Origin of the sequence: Sphingomonas rhamnosi (assembly GCF_036663615.1) — a bacterium.
GTDB lineage: Bacteria > Pseudomonadota > Alphaproteobacteria > Sphingomonadales > Sphingomonadaceae > Sphingomonas.
This window is the reverse complement of record NZ_JAXOJJ010000001.1, coordinates 684,349-703,883: the sequence shown is the minus strand read 5'-3', so window position 1 is coordinate 703,883 and position 19,535 is coordinate 684,349. Positions and strand designations below refer to the sequence as shown.

Below are 19,535 nucleotides of genomic sequence, written 5' to 3'. Positions count from 1 at the left end.
CACATGCGCGCGTGACTTTTGTGACCTTTCGGCCGCCCGTGCCGCTACCACAACACCCCCTTGACCGGCGTCAGCGGCTCGGGCGCGGGGTCGCCGATCGCCTGGAGCAGGTCGATCTCGATCGTCCGGCACATCGCGGTCAGCGGCACGTCGTGGATCGTGTCCGCGAACGGATCGACCAGATCGTCGCCGATCTGCAGCACCGCCAGGAACATCAGCCCCGCGATCGTCGAGCCGACCGGGGTCGCGAAGCCCAGCGTCTCGACCAGCCCGATCGGCAGCAGGATGCAGAACAGGCGCGTGAACACGCTCGGGAAGAACCGGTACTGGTTGGGCAGCGGCGTGTTCTTGATCCGCTCCATGCCGCCCTGCGCATTGGCGATGTCGACCAGCACGCGTTCGAACTGCGTCTGCTGGATGGTGTCGATCCAGCCGTTGCGGCGGCAGATGTCGATACGGCGTCCGGTGCCGTCGAGCAGGCCGTTGGCGATGTTGGTGCGGGCCAGCGCGAACGATGCCTCGTCCTCCGACAGGAAGCGCAGCACCTCGGGCGGCGCGGGCTGACGCCGCAATTGGCAGCGTAGCGCGTTCACATAAGCGATCTGACGCAGCACGATCGTCCGTTTCATGTCGTGCCCCTCGGGTTCGGGCAGCATGTTGCGCGTCATCCGCGCCAGGCTGCGCGACGCGTTGATCATCAGCCCCCACAGCCCGCGGCTCTCCCACCAGCGCTGATAGGCCGAATTGTCGCGGAACCCCAGGAACAGCGCCAGCGCGGTGCCGAACAGCGTCAGCGGCAGCGACGGCGCGTGGAACGGCAGGACGTAATAGGTGACGGTGACGACCACGTCCCAGACGAACAGCCCGAGCAGCGGACGCCAGACCTCGCTGAGGATCTGGCTGAGACGCGGCGTGGCGGTGACGATCAAAAGGGCGGCTCCAGTTTCATGAAAAATCTGTCATGCCCGACGCGGCACTATGCTGCAACGCGGCGGAGACAGTCAGGTTGCGGAGAGCGCTTGATCGCGCAGGCCGCGCCAGACCTTCAGCGCCTGCACGGTCTCGGCGACGTCGTGGACGCGCAGCATCTGCACGCCCGCATCGGCGCCGCGCAGCGCCAACGCGATCGACCCGCCGAGCCGCTGGTCCGCGGGTGCCTCGTTCGACAGCGCACCGATCAGCCGCTTGCGGCTAGCGCCGAGCAGGATCGGGCAGCCGAGTCCGTGGAAGATCGCGAGACCGTTCAGCAGCGCGAGGTTCTCGGCGAGCGTCTTGCCGAAGCCGATGCCCGGATCAACGATGATCCGCGTGGGGTCGACGCCGCCTGCAACCACCGCGGCGATGCGCGCCTCGAGCCAGTTGAACACCTCGGTCAGCACGTTGCCATAGCCGCCGCTACCATGCCCGCCGGCCTTGGGGTCGGGCGAGTGCATCAGGATGACCGGGCAGCCGCTCCGCGCGACGACGCCCAGCGCGCGGTCGTCCCACAACAGCGCCGACACGTCGTTGACGATATGCGCACCCGCGGCGAGAGTCGCCTCCATCACCGCGGCTTTGCGCGTGTCGACCGAGACCAGCGCACCACTGGCGACGAGCCGTTCGGTGACGGGCAGCACGCGCGCGATCTCGTCGCCTTCCCACACCGCGGCGGCACCGGGGCGGGTCGATTCGCCGCCGAGATCGATCAGGGTCGCACCCGCCGCCGCCATGTCGACGCCGGCGGCCGCAGCGTCGGCGCCGTGCTTGCCGCCGTCGGAAAAGCTGTCGGGCGTGACGTTGAGGATCGCGGCCACCACCGGCTGGTCGAACCGCAGCGTCCGGCTGCCGAGCGTGAGGGGGGGGCGCGGCGCGATGATCGCCGCGTGGAGCCGCGCCGCGCGCTCGCCGAGCGCGATCGCCTCGGCAAGCGGCAGGGTACGGCGGGTGCGGCCCTCGATCACCTCATAGGCGGCGAACCACGTCATCCCGCCCGCAAGCCGCGCGACGCTGCCGTCGGGGTGAGTCGCCGGCGTGTCGACGAACTGGACGGGGCGGAGGTGGAGGCTGGTCATATCGTGTCCTGCTCCCCTCCCTGATAGGGAGGGGCCGGGGGGGGCGGCTCGAGACGGAACGGCGCGCCCGCCCAGAACCGACCCACCCCCTACCCCCTCCCTTTCAGGGAGGGGAAGACTCAGATCGTCGTCGCCAGCAGATAGGTCTGCCGAAGCGTATCGATCGGCTTCAGCCCCTCGGGCGTCTCGTGGTGCCAGAAGCTCCACCCGTTGCACGCCGGCGCGTTCTGCAGCGTCGAACCCAGTTTGTGGATCGACCCGATCGTCCCGCAATCGCTCAGCAACGAGCCGTCCGCGCGCACCGCTGCGCGCCACCGCCGCTTTGCGTCGGTCAGCACCGATCCGGGCGCCAGATAGCCATTCTCGACCAGCACGCCGAACGCCACCTTGGGCTGTGCGCGCGGGCTCATCATCGTCGACAGCGCCGATTCGTCGAGCGGCAGCGCGGCTTCGATCCGCTCCAGTGCCGCCTCGATATAATCGCCCTCGCGCTCGATCCCGATCCAGTGCCGCCTCAGCCGCTTGGCCACCGCGCCGGTCGTGCCGGTGCCGAAGAACGGGTCGAGCACGACGTCGCCGGGCTGCGTGCAGGCGAGCAGGATGCGGTACAGCAGCGCCTCGGGCTTCTGCGTGGGGTGCACCTTGGTGCCGTTCTTCTTGAGCCGTTCGGGACCGCCGCAGATCGGGAATTCCCAGTCGGAGCGCATCTGCAGCTCGTCGTTGAGCGTCTTCATCGACCGGTAGTTGAAGGTGTATTTCGCCTTCTCGCCCTTCGACGCCCAGATCAGCGTCTCGTGCGCGTTGGTGAAGCGCGTGCCGCGGAAGTTCGGCATCGGGTTGGCTTTGCGCCAGACGATGTCGTTGAGGATCCAGTAGCCGAGATCCTGCACCGCGGCGCCGACGCGGAAAATGTTGTGGTAGCTGCCGATCACCCAGATCGTGCCGTCGTCCTTGAGGATGCGGTACGCCTCCTTGAGCCAGGCGCGGGTGAAGCGGTCGTACGCGGCGAAGGTGTCGAACTTGTCCCAGTCGTCGGTGACCGCGTCGACATGGGTGCCATCGGGGCGGAACAGGTCGCCGCCGAGCTGGAGATTATAGGGGGGGTCCGCAAAGATCATGTCGACGGACTTCGCGGGGAGCGCCTTCATAGCCGCGATGCAATCGCCGCGCAGGATCTGATTCAGCGGCAGTGTCGCGGGGGCTGCCGAGGCGACCTGCGGCCGCGCGATTTCGATCACACCCATTCGTCTGCCCCCAAAGTCGTGCGCATACCGTCGGAATCGGACGACTCCGTCAAGCAGGTTTTGGTTAAGCCTTTGCTACGTCGCGCCGTCGCCCGGTTCGGTCGACCGCCGTTTCCGCCAGATATTGAGTCGCCGCGCGCATGCCGGCTCAAGCGGTAGCGGTGTTGCGCGAAAGACTCAGCTCGAGACTTGCGTAGGCGGCGGCGACCGGCGCGAAGCTGCGGCGGTGGAGCGGCGTCGGTCCGTGCTCGCGAAGTGCCTTCAGATGGTGCGGGCAGCCATAGCCTTTGTTCGAATGCCAGTTGTACATCGGATGCGTCTGCGCATGCGCGAGCATGATCGTGTCGCGGGTGTGCTTGGCAACGATCGACGCGGCCGCGATCGACCGCGACTTGGCATCGCCGCCGACCAGCGCGGTCGCGGCATGGCCCCAGCGCGGCAGGCGGTTGCCGTCGACAAGGACGTGTGCGGGGGCCTGGGCGAGCGCGTCGACCGCGAGCGTCATGGCCTTCATCGTCGCCCAATAGATGTTGAGCGTGTCGATCTCGTCCGCCTCGACGATGCCGATGCCCACGACGGCGCAATCCATCAGCCGCACGTACAGCTGTTCGCGGGTCGTGGCGGTCAGTTTCTTCGAATCGTCGATCCCGCGTGGCACGCCTCTTGACGGCAGGATCACGGCGGCGGCGACCACCGGTCCGGCGAGGGGGCCGCGGCCCGCTTCATCGACGCCGGCGACGGGCGCGGCGCAGAGGTTCTCGTGTTTCAGTCCTGGCATCGGTTGAACGGTATCTTTCCCAGCGCGTGTCCCATCGGCCCATGCCCTGCGCCCAGAGCCGGTGCGGCCGCAAGCGCCGCGCGGACGAACGCGATGGCCCGGCCGATCGCATCGGCGAGTGGCAGCCCGGCGGCAAGCCCGACGGCGATGCCGCTCGCGAGCGTGCAGCCGGTGCCGTGGCTGTGCTGCGTGTCGATGCGTGGATTGGCCCAACGGGTCTCGCCGTCGGCGGCGATCAGCCGGTCCTCGACGACCGCGCCGTCGCCGTGCCCGCCCTTGACGAGAAGAGCAGGACCCAACGCACGAACCGCAGCCTCGCCGCCAAGTGCCGCAAGTTCGGGAAGGTTGGGGGTGACGAGCGTCGCGAGCCGCATCAGGCGGTTGAAGGCCGCGATCGTGCCGGCGTCGGCGAGGACAGCGCCGGTGGTGGCGACCATCACGGGATCGAATACGATGGGCACTCTCCCCTCCCTGGAAGGGAGGGGGCGGGGGTGGGTTGGATTGGGGCAATCGAGATGTTCCGCGGGCTCTCCACCCACCCCCAGCCCCTCCCTTCCAGGGAGGGGAGCAAATTGCTCAAGATAACCCGCCACCGCGTTCGCCGTCTCGGCCGACCCGATCATGCCAATTTTCACTGCATCGACGCCGATGTCCGACACGACTGAATTAATCTGCGCCAGCACCATCGCGGTCGGGATCCGGTGCACCGCCTGCACGCCTGTCGTGTTCTGCGCGGTGATGGCGGTCACCGCGGTCATCGCATGGCCGCCGAGCATCGTGATCGTCTTGATGTCGGCCTGGATGCCGGCGCCGCCGCCGGAGTCCGATCCGGCGATGACGAGGATGCGGGGGATGGGCATGGCGTAGCTCTAGCCCAGCCCTACACCCGCCGTCACCCCGGACTTGGTCCGGGGTCCACCGAGCCGCGAATCAAAGCTGTGAGACGATGGGGCACAGTGGATGCCGGACCAAGTCCGGCATGACGAAGCTATTGGTTTGCGAGTGGCTCTTACGCCGCGCGCGCCTTGACGATCTTGCCCGGCTCGCGGGGTGGCTCGCCTTTGGGCAGCGCGTCGATCAGGTCCATGCCGTCGGTGACCTGACCCCAAACGGTATACTGCTTGTCGAGGAAGCGCGCGTCGTCGAACACGATGAAGAACTGCGAGTTCGCGGTGTCAGGCTGGTTGGTGCGCGCCATCGAGCACACGCCGCGGACATGCGGCTCGGCGGAGAATTCGGCCTTGAGGTTGGGCTTGTCGCTGCCGCTCATGCCGGTGCCGGTGGGATCGCCGCCCTGCGCCATGAAGCCCGGGATCACGCGGTGGAACACGACGCCGTCGTAGAAGCCATCATTCGCCAGCTCGACGATCCGCGCAACGTGGTTGGGCGCGAGATCGGGGCGCAGCTTGATCGTCACGTCGCCGCTGTCGAGCGTCAGCGTGAGCGTTTCGGGGGTGTCGGCCATTCGTCTTCTCCTGAATTGGTGCCCGGCAGATAGGGAGCCGTTGCCCGACTGGCAAATGCGTGCCGGGCGGGTTAGGGCCCATGACGACAGCATTCCGCAGCACAGAAGGGAGCCAGCCATGAGCGAGATCGAGCTTCCCGAGGCGGAAACCGAAACCCAGCTCGATGAAGACGACCGGCTGAAGCCCGAATTCGTCCGCGCCGTGCTCGACGCGGTCGAGGCGGGCGACACCGAGGGCGCGCGCTCGTTGGTCGAGCCGCTGCACCCGGCCGACATCGCCGATCTGTTCGAGCTGACGCCGCGTGAGGATCGCGCGGGCCTCGCCCATGCGGTCAGCGACCTGCTCGACGGCGACGTGTTCGCCGAGATGAACGATTATGTCCGCGAGGATCTGATCGACGCGCTGACCCCGACGGAGGTCGCCGATCTCGCGTCGGAGCTCGATACCGACGACGCGGTCGCGATCATCGAGGACATGGACGAGGACGAGCAGCGCGCGGTGCTGCGCGCGCTCGACCCCGACGATCGCGCCGCGATCGAGGAGGCGCTGAGCTATCCCGAGGAATCCGCCGGCCGCCTGATGCAGCGCGAGCTGATCGCGGTGCCCGAACATTGGACCGTCGGCGACGCGATCGATTATCTGCGCGGGCATGAGGAGCTGACCACCGATTTCTGGGAAATCTTCGTCGTCGATCCCGCGCACAAGCCGATCGGCAGCTGTCAGCTGTCGTGGATGCTGCGCACCCCGCGCGGGATCGCGATGGCCGATGTCATGAAGCGTGAGCAGACTCTGATCCCGGTCGATATGGATCAGGAAGAGGTCGCGCTGCGCTTTCAGAAATACGCGCTGATCTCGGCCGCGGTGGTCGACAATGGCGGCCGGCTGGTCGGCATGATCACGGTCGACGACATCGTCCACATCATCTCCGAAGAGGCGGGCGAGGATACGCTGCGCCTGGCCGGTGCCGGCGACGGCGACATCAACGAACCGATCCGGCTGACGGTGCGGACACGGATGACCTGGCTGGTCGTCAATCTGGGTACCGCGATGATCGCGTCGTCGATCGTCGGGCTGTTCCAGGGCACGATCGCGACCTTCGCGCTGCTCGCGGTGCTGATGCCGATCGTGTCGGGCATGGGCGGCAATGCCGGGACGCAGACGCTGGCGGTGGTGGTGCGCGCGATCGCGACCAACCAGCTGACCAGTTCGAACACGCGTTGGATGGTCTTACGCGAACTGCGCATCGCCACCGCGAACGGCGTCATGCTGGGGACGCTGATCGGCCTCGGCACCTTCGTGATCTTCGACAATCGCGACCTGTCGATCGTGATCGCCGCGGCGATGGTGATCAACAATGTGACCGCCGGACTCGGCGGCGTGCTGGTGCCGGTGACGCTGGACCGTTTCAATGTCGATCCGGCGGTGTCGTCGGCGGTGTTCGTGACGACGCTGACCGACACGATGGGGTTCTTCTCGTTCCTGGGATTGGCCGCCGCGTGGGGCCTGCACGGTTGATCGCGCGCCGTTAAAGGCCATTTTCCAATCGCATGGCATTACACCTGACCCCCCTCCATCTGACGAAGGTCGCGTTTGGCGCGGAGAGCGTCGAGCATCTGGCCGAACGGCTGCGGCTGCGCGGCGAGGAGGGGCCGGCGTTCCTCACCACGCGCTACCTGCCCAAGCGGCACGAAGAGATCGTCGGGCAAGGATCGATGTTCTGGATCCTCAAGCACCAACTGGTGGCGCGATCGGCGATCCTGGGGTTCGGCGAGGCCGAAGGCGGCCGCGTCGCGATCCATATCGATCCGGTGCTGGTGCTGGTCCAGGCACGCCCCAAGCGTGCACACCAGGGCTGGCGCTATCTGGAGGGCGCGGATGCGCCGGTCGATCTGGGCGGCGATGCCAGCGGGCTCGACGTCATGCCCGCGGCTTTGGTGTGCAAGCTGGCGGAGCTGGCGTTGATCTGAGCCCAGTCGTAAATGCCGTCACCCCAGCGCAGGCCGGGGTCTCGTGCGGCGAGCGCGCGCTTTCGAAACGGGAGACCCCAGCCTTCGCTGGGGCGACGAACGGGGCTAACGACCGCAGCTTACCGGACCACCCGCGGGCGCCTTCACCAGGCATTGCGCCGGGCCCGTCACCGTCACCATGCCGAGCCCGGTGTTGGTCACCTGCGCGCTGCCGCTCGCCATGGCTTTCGTCTCACCCACGCCGTCGAGCACCACCGTCAGGTCGCGCACCGCCAGCGTCGACGCGTCGATCACGCCCGGCCCGCTGGTGGTCAGCCGCGCGCGCGCGGCGCGGCCGCCCACGGTCATCTGGCCGGTGCCCAATACCGTCGCGTTCAGTTGATCGGTATCCGCCTTGGCCAGCGACAGGCTGCCAGCGCCGCTGACCGACAGGTCGACGCGCATCGCCTTCATCCCGCTGATCGTCAGCCGACCGCCCGCGACGACGACGGCGGACACCAGATTGGGGGTCGACAGCGTGACAACGATCGGGCCCTTGGCCGCGCCCGCTTGTTCGCCCCAGCCATTGGTCCCCTGCGCGACCACCAGAGTCGATCCCGTCACGCGGACCTGGACTTCATCGGTGGCGTGCACGTCGCCGGTGATGGTCGCGCCCGGCGAGCGTCCGGTCTGGACCCGGACCTCGAACGGACCGTCGATGCGGATGCGTTCGAAGCTGCCCACCGAGACGGTCCGGGTCGCGGCTGGCGCGGCCGCGGGGACGAAGAGCAGCGCGAGCAGGAGACATCTCATGACCCGAGCCTCGCGCGTCCGCGCTGACGATGCAAGTCGGGGCGCAAGTCGGAGCGCCAAGTCAGCTCGCGCAGCGGACCGTGCCGGACCCCATCTTCGACACCGTGCAGCGCGCATTCGGACCGAGGTCGACGTCCCCGGATCCCATCATGTCGACCGTTGCGGCGCCGTTGACGACCGCGCGGACGCCGCCCGACCCGGCGATCTCGATGCGCGCCGACTGCGCCTGCAGCGCGCGGCCGTCGATATCGCCCGATCCGGCGATCTCGACCGTCAGCGCTTTCGCGGCGCCGGCGGCGGTGGCATTGCCCGATCCGGCGATCGAGAATTTGGCCTCGTCGACCTGGAGCGCGGCCAAGCGCAGGTTCCCCGATCCCGCGATCCCGCCGTCGAATTTGCTGCCCTCGACGCGATCGACCGCGAGCGTCCCCGATCCGGCGACATTGGCTTCGGTCAATCGCGGAAGGGTCACGAACACCTTGACCTTGCTGCCCTTGCCCCAGTTCATCCCCGTCCGGTTCTTGCGGCCGACATTCAGCGTCGATCCGTCCAGGTCGATGCGGAGCTTGTCGAGGTCCTCGGACGGCCCCTCGGCGCGAACCGAGAAGCCGGGGCCGACGCGGACGTCGATATCGTCCGACCCGCGCAGGTCGATGCCGGTGAAATCGGCGACCTGGAATGTTCGCATCGAACCGCTGCCCTGCGCGGCCACGCCCGGCCCCTCGGCCTCTCCGCTTGAACTGAAGGAACAGGCGGCGAGCGGGATGATCAGGCCGAGCGTAAGCAGCTTCATGGCAATCTCCTGTGTGTTGCCTGCACAATACACCGGTTTGGATCGTAGGTACAATAAAAAAAGGGCGGCCCCGCGGGACCGCCCTTTTATATCCTGAACCGGATGCTCCCGTTATGCGGGCACCTTGTCCTTGTTGTAGATCGCGGCCGCGGCGCGGAGAATCTCGAGGATCTTCTCCTGCGCCTTGGGCTCGTCGATCTCTTCCATCGCGGCGAGTTCGCGCGCGAGGCGGCTGGTCGCGCCTTCGAAGATCTGGCGCTCGGAATAGCTCTGCTCGGGCTGGTCGTCGGCGCGGAACAGGTCGCGGACCACCTCGGCGATCGACACCAGGTCGCCCGAATTGATCTTCGCCTCATATTCCTGCGCACGGCGCGACCACATGGTGCGCTTGACCTTGGGCTTGCCCTTCAGCGTGTCCATCGCCTCGCGCATGGTCTTGTCCGACGACAACTTGCGCATGCCGACGCTCTCGGCCTTGTTGGTCGGCACACGGAGAGTCATGCGCTCCTTCTCGAACCGCAGCACATAGAGTTCCAGCGTCATGCCGGCGATTTCCGAGCGTTGCAGCTCGATCACACGGCCGACGCCGTGCTTTGGGTAAACGACATAATCACCGACGTCGAAGGACAGTGCCTTGGCAGCCATAGGGGGCCTTTCCGGGTCATGCCTCCACAAGGATACAGCTGCGAAGAACTCGCTGCTCGGCTATCCGGGAGGGGGTAGGGTTCGAACACACTCCAGCGGGCACGATCCATCGCGCCCGTCACGGACCCATTTAACAGCTTTACACCAAAAATACCAGCCGATCGTGGCAGCGCGGTTGCCCCAAGTCGGAACGGAAACCGCGCTTAGTCGCCGGCGCCCGGCTCGGGCGAGAAATACTTGTCGAACTTACCCTCGACGCCCTTCATCGCGTCGGCATCGGGCGGCGTCTGGTTCGCGTTGCGCGTGACGTTGGGCCATTGCGCCGAGAAGGTAGTATTGAGCTCGAGCCACTGTTCGAGCCCGCTCTCGGTATCCGGCAGGATCGCTTCCGCCGGGCATTCGGGTTCGCACACGCCGCAGTCGATGCACTCACTGGGGTTGATGACGAGCATGTTCTCGCCTTCGTAGAAGCAGTCCACGGGGCACACTTCCACGCAGTCCATGTACTTGCAGCGGATGCAGGCATCGGTGACGACGTAGGTCATTCTGGGCTCCCTTGGCCGGACTCCGGCACGAACAGCGGTCGACTATGCGCGGTTCCGCATGACGTCAATGTTATCCGGGCAATCCTATCCCGCATGGATGGTGTCAGAGGTCGTCGGCTGCGCCCGCTATCAGATCCTGGTAACACGCCTGCGCTTCGGGGGGCGGGCCGCGACGGACCGGCAGCGCCTCGATGCGGATCACGCGGACGCGGTCGTTGGCGGCAAAGGTCAGCACGTTGCCGATCCGGACCGGGCAATGCGCGCGGTCGATCGCGCGGCCGTCGATCCGCAACCGGCCCTTCTCGGCGATCGCCTGCGCCGCGCTGCGCGTCTTGGCAAGGCGTACGAACCACAGGAAGCGGTCGATCCGCATCCCGTCAACCATGCCGGACCCGGGATGCGAGCGCGGCGAACGCGCCCGACATCGCGGTGTCGGGCGATGGCGGCGGCGCCGCCTTGGCGGGCGGGCGGCCGCGCCACACCCAGCGCGGAGTGTCACCGGGAATGGCGCGGAAGCCGAGTTCGCTCATCAGCCGTTCGAGCGACGCCGCGTCGAGCCCGATCGAGGTGGCGAGCGCCGGGTTGGGGGCGAACGGCGTGCGGCCGTCTCGTGCGTCGTGCGCGGCGCGGGCGACGCGCTCGACCAGATCGACCCGTACCGCCTGATGCGCGAGCGGACGAAACCCGCTCTCAAGCCCGGCGCTTGCCCGCGGCAGTACCGTTGCGCCGTCCGGGGTGACCGCAGGAGTCGTTCCGCGGGTCGCGAGCAACGCGCGGCGCCAGCGTGCCGCCTCGGGCTTGAACAGTCGTGCATCGAACACGTCCAGCGCGCCGATCGTGACGCCCATCGTCCGCAGCCGCTTGCGCTCGTCGGGAAGCAGCGCGTCGAGCGCGGCGCGCAGCGGAAGCCGCGGCGTCGTCCCCGCCGCCGCCTCGATCGCCGCCGCCACCACGCGCAGTGCGGGCGTCGCCTGCGGATCGCGCGCGACCTCGGCAAGGCGGACCAGCGCGCCGACGCGCCGCCCGAGCATCGTCGCCAGCCACGCGCCAAGTCGCACCTGCACGCGCTCGCGCATCGTTCGATCGAGGCAATCGAGATCGCGGTCGAGCACCAGCTTCGGCCGCGCGAGCGACCCGCCGACCCCAAGCGTCGCGACGCGGTGCCCCGCCCAGACGATCCCCGTCTCGGCCAGCGTGATGTCCGTATCGGCCGCCTCGACCAGCGCCTGACCGCGCCGCGCCCGTTCGCCCGTCAGCCGTTTTTCCGCGGCGGCGAGCAGGAGCCGCTTGTCGCTCGCGCGCGCATCGGCGGCGACGGTGAAGCGGAACCCGTCGAGGCGACCGATCGCATGGTCCTCGACCATCACCTCGCCTTCCGCGCCGATCACCACAGGTAACGAAGACGCGTCGGCGCCGATCTGGCGCATCAGCGCCGTCGTGCGTTTGTCGACGAAGCGCTGCGTGAGACTCGCGTGGAGCGCATCGGATAGCCGTTCCTCCAGCGCGGCGGTGCGCCCCGCCCAATGCGCGGGGTCGGCGAGCCAGTCGCTGCGCTGCGCGATATACGCCCAGCTGCGCGCGGCGGCGATCCGCCCGGCGATCACCTCGACATCGCCCGCGACGGTATCGAGCCGCGCGATCTCGTCGGCGAACCACTGGTGCGGGATATGGCCGCGTGCCTCGCTCAGATGCCCGAACAGCCGTGAGACGAACCGCGCATGCGGATCGAGCCCTGTCTTGCGGAAATCGGGAACCCCGCACGCGGCCCACAGCCGCGCGACCATCTTCGGATGCCGCGTCCGCTCGCGCACCCAGCCTTCCTCGGCGAGCCGCTTGAGTATGCCAAGATCGAGTGCCTGCGGCGCGGCGCGCAGGACGCCGGAGGGCGGGCGCGCTTCGAGGCTGGCGATCAGCGCGTCGACGCTGGAGAAGTCGGGTTCACCCTGCCGCCAGTAGAGATTCTCAAGCCGCGGGAAACGGTGCTCCTCGATCGCCAGCACTTCCTCGGGAAGGAACGCGCCGGGACCGTCCTCCGACAGCGCGCCGAACGTGCCGTCGCGCTGGTGCCGCCCGGCGCGGCCCGCGATCTGCGCCATTTCGGCGACGGTAAGCCGCCGCTGGCGCTTGCCGTCGAACTTGTCGAGGCTGGCGAACGCGACATGCGCGACGTCCATGTTGAGCCCCATCCCGATCGCATCGGTGGCGACCAGATAGTCGACCTCGCCCGCCTGGAACATCGCGACCTGTGCGTTGCGCGTGCGCGGCGAGAGCGCGCCCATCACCACCGCTGCGCCACCGCGAAGCCTGCGCAACATCTCGGCGACGGCGTAGACTTCCTCGGCGCTGAACGCGACGATCGCGGAGCGCTTGGGCAACCGGCTGATCTTCCGCGCCCCGGCATAGCTCAACGTCGAGAAGCGCGGGCGGTTGACGATCTCGGCGGTCGGCACGAGCGACTTGATCATCGGCCGCAGCGCTTCGGAGCCGAGGATCATCGTCTCCTCGCGCCCGCGCGCGCGCAACAGCCGATCGGTGAAGACATGCCCGCGCTCGGGATCGGCGCCGAGCTGCGCTTCGTCGATCCCGACGAACGCGACGTCGCGGTCGGGCATAGACTCTGCCGTGCACAGCAACCAGCGCGCGTCCGGCGGCGTGATCTTCTCTTCGCCGGTGATCAGCGCAACGCGGTTGGCGCCCTTGATCGCAACGACGCGGTCGTAGACTTCGCGCGCCAGCAGTCTCAGCGGAAAGCCGATCATCCCGCTCGAATGCGCGCACATCCGCTCGATCGCGAGATGCGTCTTGCCCGTATTGGTCGGCCCCAGCACCGCCGTGATCACCCCGGACGCATCGTCGTTCATGCCTGCAACATCGGGGGTTGCGGGCAGGCTTGCAATGACTTGGCGCAAGAGCCGGGCATATCGTGTTCGGCTGCTCCCCCCGCCGACGCCATACGACTCGACGGCGCAATGACGTTCGATCACACGCACATTCCGGGTGTAAATCACCCCTATTTCGTTGGTTCCTCGAGCGTCGGCAGGCCGCCCGTACTACGCCACGGACTGCCGCAAAGGAGTGCTTCGAGCGACCCGGTTAATTTGACTTTAGCATCTCGTATCCACAACCCCCGCGCGGACAGCCGAGCAACTGGCGTCCCTTGCGAAAGTGCCTGCGTGTTTGTTCGTGATGATCAAGGACTGGAGCTTGCTGGCGGGACCAACGCCCGGGCATTCGGCCGTGCGATCCTAGCGTACCAGGCGCCGACCCGGCTCGAAACGCTGCGCGATACGCTGTCACATATCGATTGGGTCCCCGATCTCGGGTCGCGCGTCGGATCGCGCGAATGGTGGCGGGGATTGGCGACCTGCGCTGCGTTGTGCGCCGCAACCTGGATGCTGTCGCCTGGCGTCCGCCCGCTGATCGGTGCCGTACCCGCGCCGCTGGCGGGCGCCGAATGGGATGAATCACGCGCGCAGGCGATCTCGCCGCTCGCGCTCGGCGCCGCCACCGGCCGCCATATGGCGGCGAACGACCTGGTCGCGCCGTTGGCCGAGGCGCCCGAACGCCCGACCGTCGAACTGTCCGCGACGCTCGGCGAAGGCGACGCGCTCGATCGCGCGCTGATCCGCGCCGGTGTCGGGCGAAGCGACGCGGAGGCCGCCGCCGCGCTGGTCTCGCAGGCGGTCAACCCCGACGACATCAAGGCCGGCACCCGGATCGCGCTGACGCTCGGCCGCCGCGCGGATCGCACCGTCGCGCGGCCGCTCGAGACGCTCGATTTCCGCGCGCGGTTCGATCTCGGCCTGTCGCTGACGCGTGCGGCGACCGGCCTGGCGATGACGCGCAAGCCGATCGCGGTCGATACCACGCCGCTGCGGATTCAGGGGCTGGTCGGCTCGAGCCTGTATCGCTCGGCGCGCGCCGCGGGTGTCCCGGCGAAGATCATCGAGGCGTATATCAAGGCGATGGCGACGCGACTGTCGATCGGCCGCGACGTCACCGCAGCGGACCGTTTCGACCTCGTCGTCGCACGCGAACGCGCCGCGACCGGCGAAACGCGGATCGGCGATCTGCTGTTCGCCGGGCTCGACCAGGGGCGGCGCACGCTACAGCTGGTACGCTTCGGTGCGGACCCGTCCAACGCGGACTCGGCGATCGGCGGCTGGTTCGACGCGAACGGCCAGACCGAGCGCCGCGCGGTCTCGGGCATGCCCGTCGCGGGGCGGATCACCTCGAGCTTCGGTTTGCGCATGCATCCGCTGCTGGGCTTCACCCGGATGCACAAGGGGCTCGACATCGGCGCGCCCTATGGAGCGCCGATCCACGCGATGACCGACGGGGTCGTCGCGTTCGCCGGGCGTACCGGCGGCTACGGCAATTTCGTCAAACTGGTGCATGGCGGGGGCATGGCGAGCGGCTATGGCCATATGAGCCGCATCGCGGTGCCGGCGGGCACCCGCGTGCGGCAGGGCCAGCTGATCGGCTATGTCGGCTCGACGGGCATGTCGACAGGCCCCCATTTGCACTGGGAGGTCTGGCGCAACGGCGCCGCGATCAATCCCCGCGCGGTATCGTTCACCAGCGTCGCGGCGCTGTCCGGGGAACAGCTACGCGCGTTCAAGGCCAAGGTCGCGCGGTTGCTGGCGGTGCGGGTCGGGGCCTAGACCCCCGAGGCGATCGTCTTGATCAGCCAGTCGTGGAACAGCTTTACCGGCTTTTGCTGCAACGCCCGCGGGCGGCACACGAACCAATAGCTGTACGGGCTCTCCACCTCGATATCGAACAGCCGTACCAGCCGCGGGTCGTTGGCATCCTCGAAATGGCTTGCATGCATGAACGCGATGCCCAGCCCTTGCGCCGCCGCCTCGAGCATCAGCGCGCCCGAATCGAAATGATCGATCGCCAGCGGATCGATATCCTCGAGCCCCGCCGCCGTGCGCCAAGCGGTGAAGGTGTCGGGCATGTCGCGGTGCAGCAGCGCGGTCAGTTCGGACAATTGCGCGGGGCGGATCACCGGATCGGCGCGGTCGAGCAGCGAGCGCGCGCCGATCACATACACCGAATTGCGATCGAGCCGCTTCGCGTAGAGCGTCGGGTCGATCTCGCGCTGCAACGCGATCACCGCGTCGAGCCCGTCGCCCAGCCGCGACACGCCGTGCCCCGCGGTGTCGATGTCGAGATGCAATTCGGGATGCGAGATGCGCAGCTCGCCCAGCCGCGGAAACAGGCGTTGCGACGCGAACAGCGGCAGGATGCCGAGCCGCAACCGCAGCACTTCGGTACCGCTGGTCATCGATTCGACCGCGTCCGACAGGCTGTCGAGCACCGGCGCGATCTGCGCGAGTAGCCGCTCGCCATCGCCGTTGAGCACCATCGCCTGGTGGCGACGTGCGAACAGCGGCTTGCCGATAAAGCGTTCCAGGCTTTGCACGCGGCGGCTGAGCGCCGGTGCGGACAGTGCGAGATCTTCGGCGGCCGCCTTGATCGACCCGAGCCTGGCGACCTGCACAAAGGCCTCGATGGCTCCCAATGGAGGCAGTCTGCGCATGGTCACCTCCCCCGGAGTCGTTATGTGCAATCGTACCGACGATTGCGTGAACTGCAATCGTAGTGATTCCTTTCGCACTTGCAACATGAACCGCCGTCGGCGAAAACGATCTCGCCTTTCAGGCATCCTCTCCTAAAAACTTTCATGGGCTGGCCTTTCGGGGCTGGCCCTTTTTTTGTCGTTTCAAGTCCTAACCGGCCGGGAACCGGGCTCCTATCTCACGCGCTACCAAGCCGAAGGGATCATCATGGCCGACAGCGAAACCCCCACCCGGAAGATCCAGGTGGCGAATTCCCGTGCCGAGGACAGCGGCCGCGGGCTGGCGCATCTGCCGCGCGCGCTGATGGCGGCGCTGCAGATCGCCGAGGGCGACGTGATCGAGATCGTCGGCAAGCAGAACACGCCCGCGCGCGCCGTCGGGCCGTATCCCGAGGACGAGGGGCTCGACATCGTTCGCATCGATGGCTTGCAGCGCGCGAACGCCGGCGTCGGGTCGGGCGATTTCGTCGAAGTCCGGAAAGCCGAATCGAAGCCCGCGACGCGGGTCGTCTTTGCGCCGGCGCAGCAGAATCTGCGGTTGCAGGGATCGACCAACGCGCTGAAGCGCACCTTTCTCGGCCGGCCGCTCTGCCAGGGCGACATCGTCGCGACCGCGGGGCACCAGCGCGTCGGCAACATGCCGCCAAACGTCCAGCAGTTCATGAACGCACCGGCCTATGCGTTGCAGGAAATTCGCCTCGCGGTGATCGCGGCGAGCCCCAAGGGCGTCGTGCATATTGACGAGAATACCGAGATCGAGCTGCGGCCCGAATATGAGGAACCGTCCGACGCGCGCCGGGCCGACGTCACCTATGACGATATCGGCGGCATGGCGCAGACCATCGACCAGTTGCGCGAGATGGTCGAGCTACCGCTGCGCTACCCCGAGCTGTTCCAGCGCCTCGGCGTCGATCCGCCCAAGGGCGTGTTGCTGCACGGCCCGCCCGGAACCGGCAAGACGCGGCTTGCGCGCGCGGTCGCCAACGAATCGGACGCCCAGTTCTTCCTGATCAACGGGCCGGAGATCATGGGCTCGGCGTACGGCGAGTCCGAGGGCAAGCTGCGCCAGGTGTTCGAGGAAGCCGCCAAGGCCGCGCCGTCGATCGTCTTCATCGACGAGATCGACTCGATCGCGCCGAAGCGCGGGCAGGTGTCGGGCGAGGCGGAGAAGCGGCTCGTCGCGCAGCTGTTGACGCTGATGGACGGGCTCGAATCGCGCGCCAACCTCGTGGTGATTGCGGCCACGAACCGTCCGGAAGCGATCGACGAGGCGCTCCGGCGTCCTGGCCGGTTCGACCGCGAGATCGTCGTCGGCGTCCCCGACGAACGCGGGCGCCGCGAGATCATCGGCATCCACACCCGCGGCATGCCGCTCGGCGACCGGGTCGATCTCGATGAACTCGCGCGCACCACCTACGGCTTTGTCGGCGCCGACCTTGCCGCGCTGACCCGCGAGGCGGCGATCGAGGCGGTACGGCGGATCATGCCGAAACTGAACCTCGAGGAACGCACCATCCCGCCCGAGGTGCTCGACGAACTGTCGGTGACGCGCGAGGATTTTCTGGGTGCGTTGAAGCGCGTCCAGCCCTCGGCAATGCGCGAAGTGATGGTGCAGGCGCCGACGGTGCGCTGGGCGGATGTCGGCGGTCTCGACGACGCGCAGATGCGGCTGAAGGAGGGCGTCGAGCTTCCGCTCAAGAACCCCGACGCGTTCCGGCGCCTCGGCATCCGGCCGGCCAAGGGCTTCTTGCTCTACGGCCCGCCGGGCACCGGCAAGACGCTGCTCGCCAAGGCGGTCGCGCGCGAAGCGGAGGCGAACTTCATCGCCACCAAGTCGAGCGACTTGCTGAGCAAATGGTATGGCGAGAGCGAGCAGCAGATCGCCCGGCTGTTCAGCCGCGCACGCCAGGTCGCACCGTGCGTGATCTTCATCGACGAACTCGATTCGCTGGTGCCCGCGCGGGGCTCGGGGGCGGGGGAGCCGCAGGTGACCGAGCGGGTGGTCAACACGATCCTCGCCGAGATGGACGGGCTGGAGGAATTGCAGTCGGTCGTCGTGATCGGTGCGACCAACCGCCCGAACCTGATCGACCCGGCGTTGCTGCGGCCGGGCCGGTTCGATGAGCTCGTCTATGTCGGTGTGCCGGACAAGGCAGGGCGCCGCCGTATCCTGGGCATCCAAACGCAAAAGATGCCGCTAGCTGAGGACGTCGATCTGGACGTTATCGCGGGCCGCACCGATCGGTTCAGCGGCGCCGATCTGGAGGACGTCGTTCGCCGGGCCGGGCTCGTTGCGCTGCGTCGCGCGATCGAATCGACGCAGGTGACGATGGCCGACTTCGAAAAGGCGCTCACCGAATCGCGCGCCAGCGTGACGCCGGAAACCGAGCGCGAATACGAACAGATGGCGGCGCGTTTGAAACAGGACGCAACCGCGATCCAGCCGATCGGCTTTGCGTTTCCGAAACGCGACGACTGACTGGCGTCATGCTGGACGTGTTCTGTCTCCGGAACACGTCCAGGACGGACTATCGCGCCCAGTGGTAGCTGCGCGTCACCTGGGTCACCGACACGGTGTACCAGTCATACCAGCGTGCACGCCCCGCCTCGCGGATCGCGCTGTGCTCGGCGTGCCCGCGCCATGCGATCGCCGCGGCCTCGTTCGCCCAATAGCTGACCGTGATCCCGATCCCGTCTGGCCCGCGTGCGCTGTCGACCCCGCGATAGCCGGGTTGCGCGGCGGCGAGCCGGTCCATCGCCTCCGCGGCTGCGGCATAGCCCGCGGCGTCCGCATCGGTGCGATGCGAGACGAAGATGACCGCGATCTGCCCGTTTCGGTCGTTCTGCATGCGCCCGCTTTTAGGCTCTGGCGGTTGCGTCGCAAGACGGGCGAGTGGGAACGCGTTACGCCGATGCAACCGCGGAGCTTGAAACGCGTTCGGAAATCGTGCGACGGAAGGGGCAAAGCTTCGCCAGCGTGCGAGCCCCTGAGATTAAGGAACGTGATGCCCAGTTCGACCACCGCCGCCCGACGTGCGCGCACCCGTCCCGCCGGCGTACCGTCCCCGTGGCAGATGTTCTTCCAGGGCTTTCTGAAACATCCGGTAATGGTCGGTTCGATCGTGCCGTCGTCGGACAAGCTGATTCGGAAAATGCTCGACCGGGTCGACTGGGCGAACTGCAAGCTGTTCGTCGAATATGGCCCGGGCGTCGGCACCTTCTGCCGCCCGATCCTCGATCGGATGGCGCCCGACGCCAAGCTGATCGTGATCGACACCAATCCCGATTTCATCCGCTATCTGCGCCATACGATCACCGACCCGCGTTTCTTCGCGGTACTCGGCTCGGCCGCAGACGTGCAGACGATCGTGACCGACCATGGCTTCGAGTCGGCCGATTACGTGCTGTCGGGCCTGCCTTTCTCGACGTTGCCCCCCGGCGTCGGCCCGGCGATCGCCGACGCCACGCACGCGGTGTTGCGTCCGGGCGGCGCGTTCCTGGTCTATCAGTTCAGCCCCAAGGTGAAGGATTTCCTCACCCCGCATTTCACCACGATCGACCACGACATGGAGTGGTGGAACGTGCCGCCGGCGCAGCTATACTGGGCGTGGAAGTCCTAGCGAAGGCGCAGGCTGCGCCTGCGAGCGAAGCGCATCGCTGCGCCCCA

Annotated in this window: 19 protein-coding genes; 5 read left to right on the top strand and 14 right to left on the bottom strand. The window is 67.6% G+C overall.

The window, feature by feature from the left end; all coding sequences use genetic code 11:
- Positions 1-44: 44 nt before the first annotated feature.
- From U1701_RS03425 to U1701_RS03400, 6 genes are all read right to left on the bottom strand, one after another.
- On the bottom strand, positions 45-929 hold the full coding sequence (locus tag U1701_RS03425) for a bestrophin family protein (protein ID WP_332781118.1): 885 nt from the start codon (positions 927-929) through the stop codon (positions 45-47).
- A 72-nt stretch (positions 930-1,001) separates the two neighbouring features.
- A complete protein-coding gene (folP, locus tag U1701_RS03420) occupies positions 1,002-2,051 on the bottom strand; it encodes a dihydropteroate synthase (protein WP_332781117.1) in 1,050 nt (349 codons plus the stop codon).
- Positions 2,052-2,170: 119 nt separating this feature from the next.
- Positions 2,171-3,295, bottom strand: coding sequence for a site-specific DNA-methyltransferase (locus U1701_RS03415; protein ID WP_332781116.1), 1,125 nt, complete (start codon positions 3,293-3,295; stop codon positions 2,171-2,173).
- 148 nt (positions 3,296-3,443) lie between these two features.
- Positions 3,444-4,073, bottom strand: a complete 630-nt coding sequence (rnhB, locus tag U1701_RS03410) for a ribonuclease HII (RefSeq protein WP_332781115.1) — start codon at positions 4,071-4,073, stop codon at positions 3,444-3,446.
- Complete coding sequence (thiD, locus tag U1701_RS03405) at positions 4,061-4,933, bottom strand: bifunctional hydroxymethylpyrimidine kinase/phosphomethylpyrimidine kinase (protein ID WP_332781114.1); 873 nt, start codon at positions 4,931-4,933, stop codon at positions 4,061-4,063. The genes rnhB and thiD overlap by 13 nt, the downstream gene beginning before the upstream one ends.
- A gap of 149 nt (positions 4,934-5,082) precedes the next feature.
- Positions 5,083-5,538, bottom strand: a complete 456-nt coding sequence (locus U1701_RS03400; protein ID WP_332781113.1) for a peptidylprolyl isomerase — start codon at positions 5,536-5,538, stop codon at positions 5,083-5,085.
- A 118-nt stretch (positions 5,539-5,656) separates the two neighbouring features.
- Between U1701_RS03400 and mgtE the strand changes: the two genes are divergently transcribed.
- Entirely contained in the window at positions 5,657-7,054 is a 1,398-nt protein-coding gene (gene mgtE, locus U1701_RS03395; protein WP_332781112.1) for a magnesium transporter, read from the top strand.
- A 32-nt stretch (positions 7,055-7,086) separates the two neighbouring features.
- Positions 7,087-7,506 (top strand): DUF1489 family protein, encoded by a 420-nt coding sequence (locus tag U1701_RS03390; protein ID WP_332781111.1) that lies wholly within the window; start codon positions 7,087-7,089, stop codon positions 7,504-7,506.
- Between the two features lie 105 nt (positions 7,507-7,611).
- On the opposite strand, the gene U1701_RS03385 is transcribed toward U1701_RS03390, so the two are convergent.
- The 6 genes from U1701_RS03385 to U1701_RS03360 form a co-directional block, all read right to left on the bottom strand.
- Positions 7,612-8,298, bottom strand: coding sequence for a GIN domain-containing protein (locus tag U1701_RS03385; RefSeq protein ID WP_332781110.1), 687 nt, complete (start codon positions 8,296-8,298; stop codon positions 7,612-7,614).
- Between the two features lie 61 nt (positions 8,299-8,359).
- Complete coding sequence (locus U1701_RS03380; protein WP_332781109.1) at positions 8,360-9,091, bottom strand: head GIN domain-containing protein; 732 nt, start codon at positions 9,089-9,091, stop codon at positions 8,360-8,362.
- 111 nt (positions 9,092-9,202) lie between these two features.
- On the bottom strand, positions 9,203-9,736 hold the full coding sequence (locus U1701_RS03375) for a CarD family transcriptional regulator (protein WP_147083475.1): 534 nt from the start codon (positions 9,734-9,736) through the stop codon (positions 9,203-9,205).
- A 203-nt stretch (positions 9,737-9,939) separates the two neighbouring features.
- On the bottom strand, positions 9,940-10,281 hold the full coding sequence (gene fdxA / locus U1701_RS03370; protein WP_147083476.1) for a ferredoxin FdxA: 342 nt from the start codon (positions 10,279-10,281) through the stop codon (positions 9,940-9,942).
- 103 nt (positions 10,282-10,384) lie between these two features.
- Positions 10,385-10,666, bottom strand: coding sequence for an RNA-binding S4 domain-containing protein (locus U1701_RS03365; protein WP_332781108.1), 282 nt, complete (start codon positions 10,664-10,666; stop codon positions 10,385-10,387).
- On the bottom strand, positions 10,659-13,142 hold the full coding sequence (locus U1701_RS03360; RefSeq protein ID WP_332781107.1) for a helicase-related protein: 2,484 nt from the start codon (positions 13,140-13,142) through the stop codon (positions 10,659-10,661). The genes U1701_RS03365 and U1701_RS03360 overlap by 8 nt, the downstream gene beginning before the upstream one ends.
- Positions 13,143-13,454: 312 nt before the next feature.
- On the opposite strand from U1701_RS03360, the gene U1701_RS03355 reads away from it, so the two are divergent.
- Positions 13,455-14,945: a peptidoglycan DD-metalloendopeptidase family protein gene (locus U1701_RS03355; RefSeq protein WP_332781106.1), complete on the top strand. Its 1,491-nt coding sequence runs from the start codon at positions 13,455-13,457 to the stop codon at positions 14,943-14,945.
- Here the strand turns inward: U1701_RS03355 and U1701_RS03350 are convergent.
- Positions 14,942-15,829, bottom strand: coding sequence for a LysR substrate-binding domain-containing protein (locus U1701_RS03350; protein ID WP_332781105.1), 888 nt, complete (start codon positions 15,827-15,829; stop codon positions 14,942-14,944). The two genes, U1701_RS03355 and U1701_RS03350, sit on opposite strands and share 4 nt — an antisense overlap.
- A gap of 247 nt (positions 15,830-16,076) precedes the next feature.
- On the opposite strand from U1701_RS03350, the gene U1701_RS03345 reads away from it, so the two are divergent.
- A complete protein-coding gene (locus U1701_RS03345; RefSeq protein WP_332781104.1) occupies positions 16,077-18,347 on the top strand; it encodes a CDC48 family AAA ATPase in 2,271 nt (756 codons plus the stop codon).
- A 49-nt stretch (positions 18,348-18,396) separates the two neighbouring features.
- Here U1701_RS03345 and U1701_RS03340 read toward each other — a convergent pair whose 3' ends face one another.
- Positions 18,397-18,717, bottom strand: a complete 321-nt coding sequence (locus tag U1701_RS03340) for an antibiotic biosynthesis monooxygenase family protein (protein ID WP_332781103.1) — start codon at positions 18,715-18,717, stop codon at positions 18,397-18,399.
- A 156-nt stretch (positions 18,718-18,873) separates the two neighbouring features.
- On the opposite strand from U1701_RS03340, the gene U1701_RS03335 reads away from it, so the two are divergent.
- Complete coding sequence (locus tag U1701_RS03335) at positions 18,874-19,488, top strand: class I SAM-dependent methyltransferase (protein WP_332781102.1); 615 nt, start codon at positions 18,874-18,876, stop codon at positions 19,486-19,488.
- Positions 19,489-19,535 lie beyond the last annotated feature (47 nt).

Bases quoted from the DNA above. Each gene is read 5' to 3' on its own strand.
- folP (WP_332781117.1), bottom strand. From the start codon at position 2,051: ATGACCAGCCTCCACCTCCGCCCCGTCCAGTTCGTCGACACGCCGGCG.
- U1701_RS03415 (WP_332781116.1), bottom strand. From the start codon at position 3,295: ATGGGTGTGATCGAAATCGCGCGGCCGCAGGTCGCCTCGGCAGCCCCC.
- rnhB (WP_332781115.1), bottom strand. From the start codon at position 4,073: ATGCCAGGACTGAAACACGAGAACCTCTGCGCCGCGCCCGTCGCCGGC.
- thiD (WP_332781114.1), bottom strand. From the start codon at position 4,933: ATGCCCATCCCCCGCATCCTCGTCATCGCCGGATCGGACTCCGGCGGC.
- U1701_RS03400 (WP_332781113.1), bottom strand. From the start codon at position 5,538: ATGGCCGACACCCCCGAAACGCTCACGCTGACGCTCGACAGCGGCGAC.
- mgtE (WP_332781112.1), top strand. From the start codon at position 5,657: ATGAGCGAGATCGAGCTTCCCGAGGCGGAAACCGAAACCCAGCTCGAT.
- U1701_RS03390 (WP_332781111.1), top strand. From the start codon at position 7,087: ATGGCATTACACCTGACCCCCCTCCATCTGACGAAGGTCGCGTTTGGC.
- U1701_RS03385 (WP_332781110.1), bottom strand. From the start codon at position 8,298: ATGAGATGTCTCCTGCTCGCGCTGCTCTTCGTCCCCGCGGCCGCGCCA.
- U1701_RS03380 (WP_332781109.1), bottom strand. From the start codon at position 9,091: ATGAAGCTGCTTACGCTCGGCCTGATCATCCCGCTCGCCGCCTGTTCC.
- U1701_RS03375 (WP_147083475.1), bottom strand. From the start codon at position 9,736: ATGGCTGCCAAGGCACTGTCCTTCGACGTCGGTGATTATGTCGTTTAC.
- fdxA (WP_147083476.1), bottom strand. From the start codon at position 10,281: ATGACCTACGTCGTCACCGATGCCTGCATCCGCTGCAAGTACATGGAC.
- U1701_RS03365 (WP_332781108.1), bottom strand. From the start codon at position 10,666: ATGGTTGACGGGATGCGGATCGACCGCTTCCTGTGGTTCGTACGCCTT.
- U1701_RS03360 (WP_332781107.1), bottom strand. From the start codon at position 13,142: ATGAACGACGATGCGTCCGGGGTGATCACGGCGGTGCTGGGGCCGACC.
- U1701_RS03350 (WP_332781105.1), bottom strand. From the start codon at position 15,829: ATGCGCAGACTGCCTCCATTGGGAGCCATCGAGGCCTTTGTGCAGGTC.
- U1701_RS03345 (WP_332781104.1), top strand. From the start codon at position 16,077: ATGGCCGACAGCGAAACCCCCACCCGGAAGATCCAGGTGGCGAATTCC.
- U1701_RS03340 (WP_332781103.1), bottom strand. From the start codon at position 18,717: ATGCAGAACGACCGAAACGGGCAGATCGCGGTCATCTTCGTCTCGCAT.
- U1701_RS03335 (WP_332781102.1), top strand. From the start codon at position 18,874: ATGCCCAGTTCGACCACCGCCGCCCGACGTGCGCGCACCCGTCCCGCC.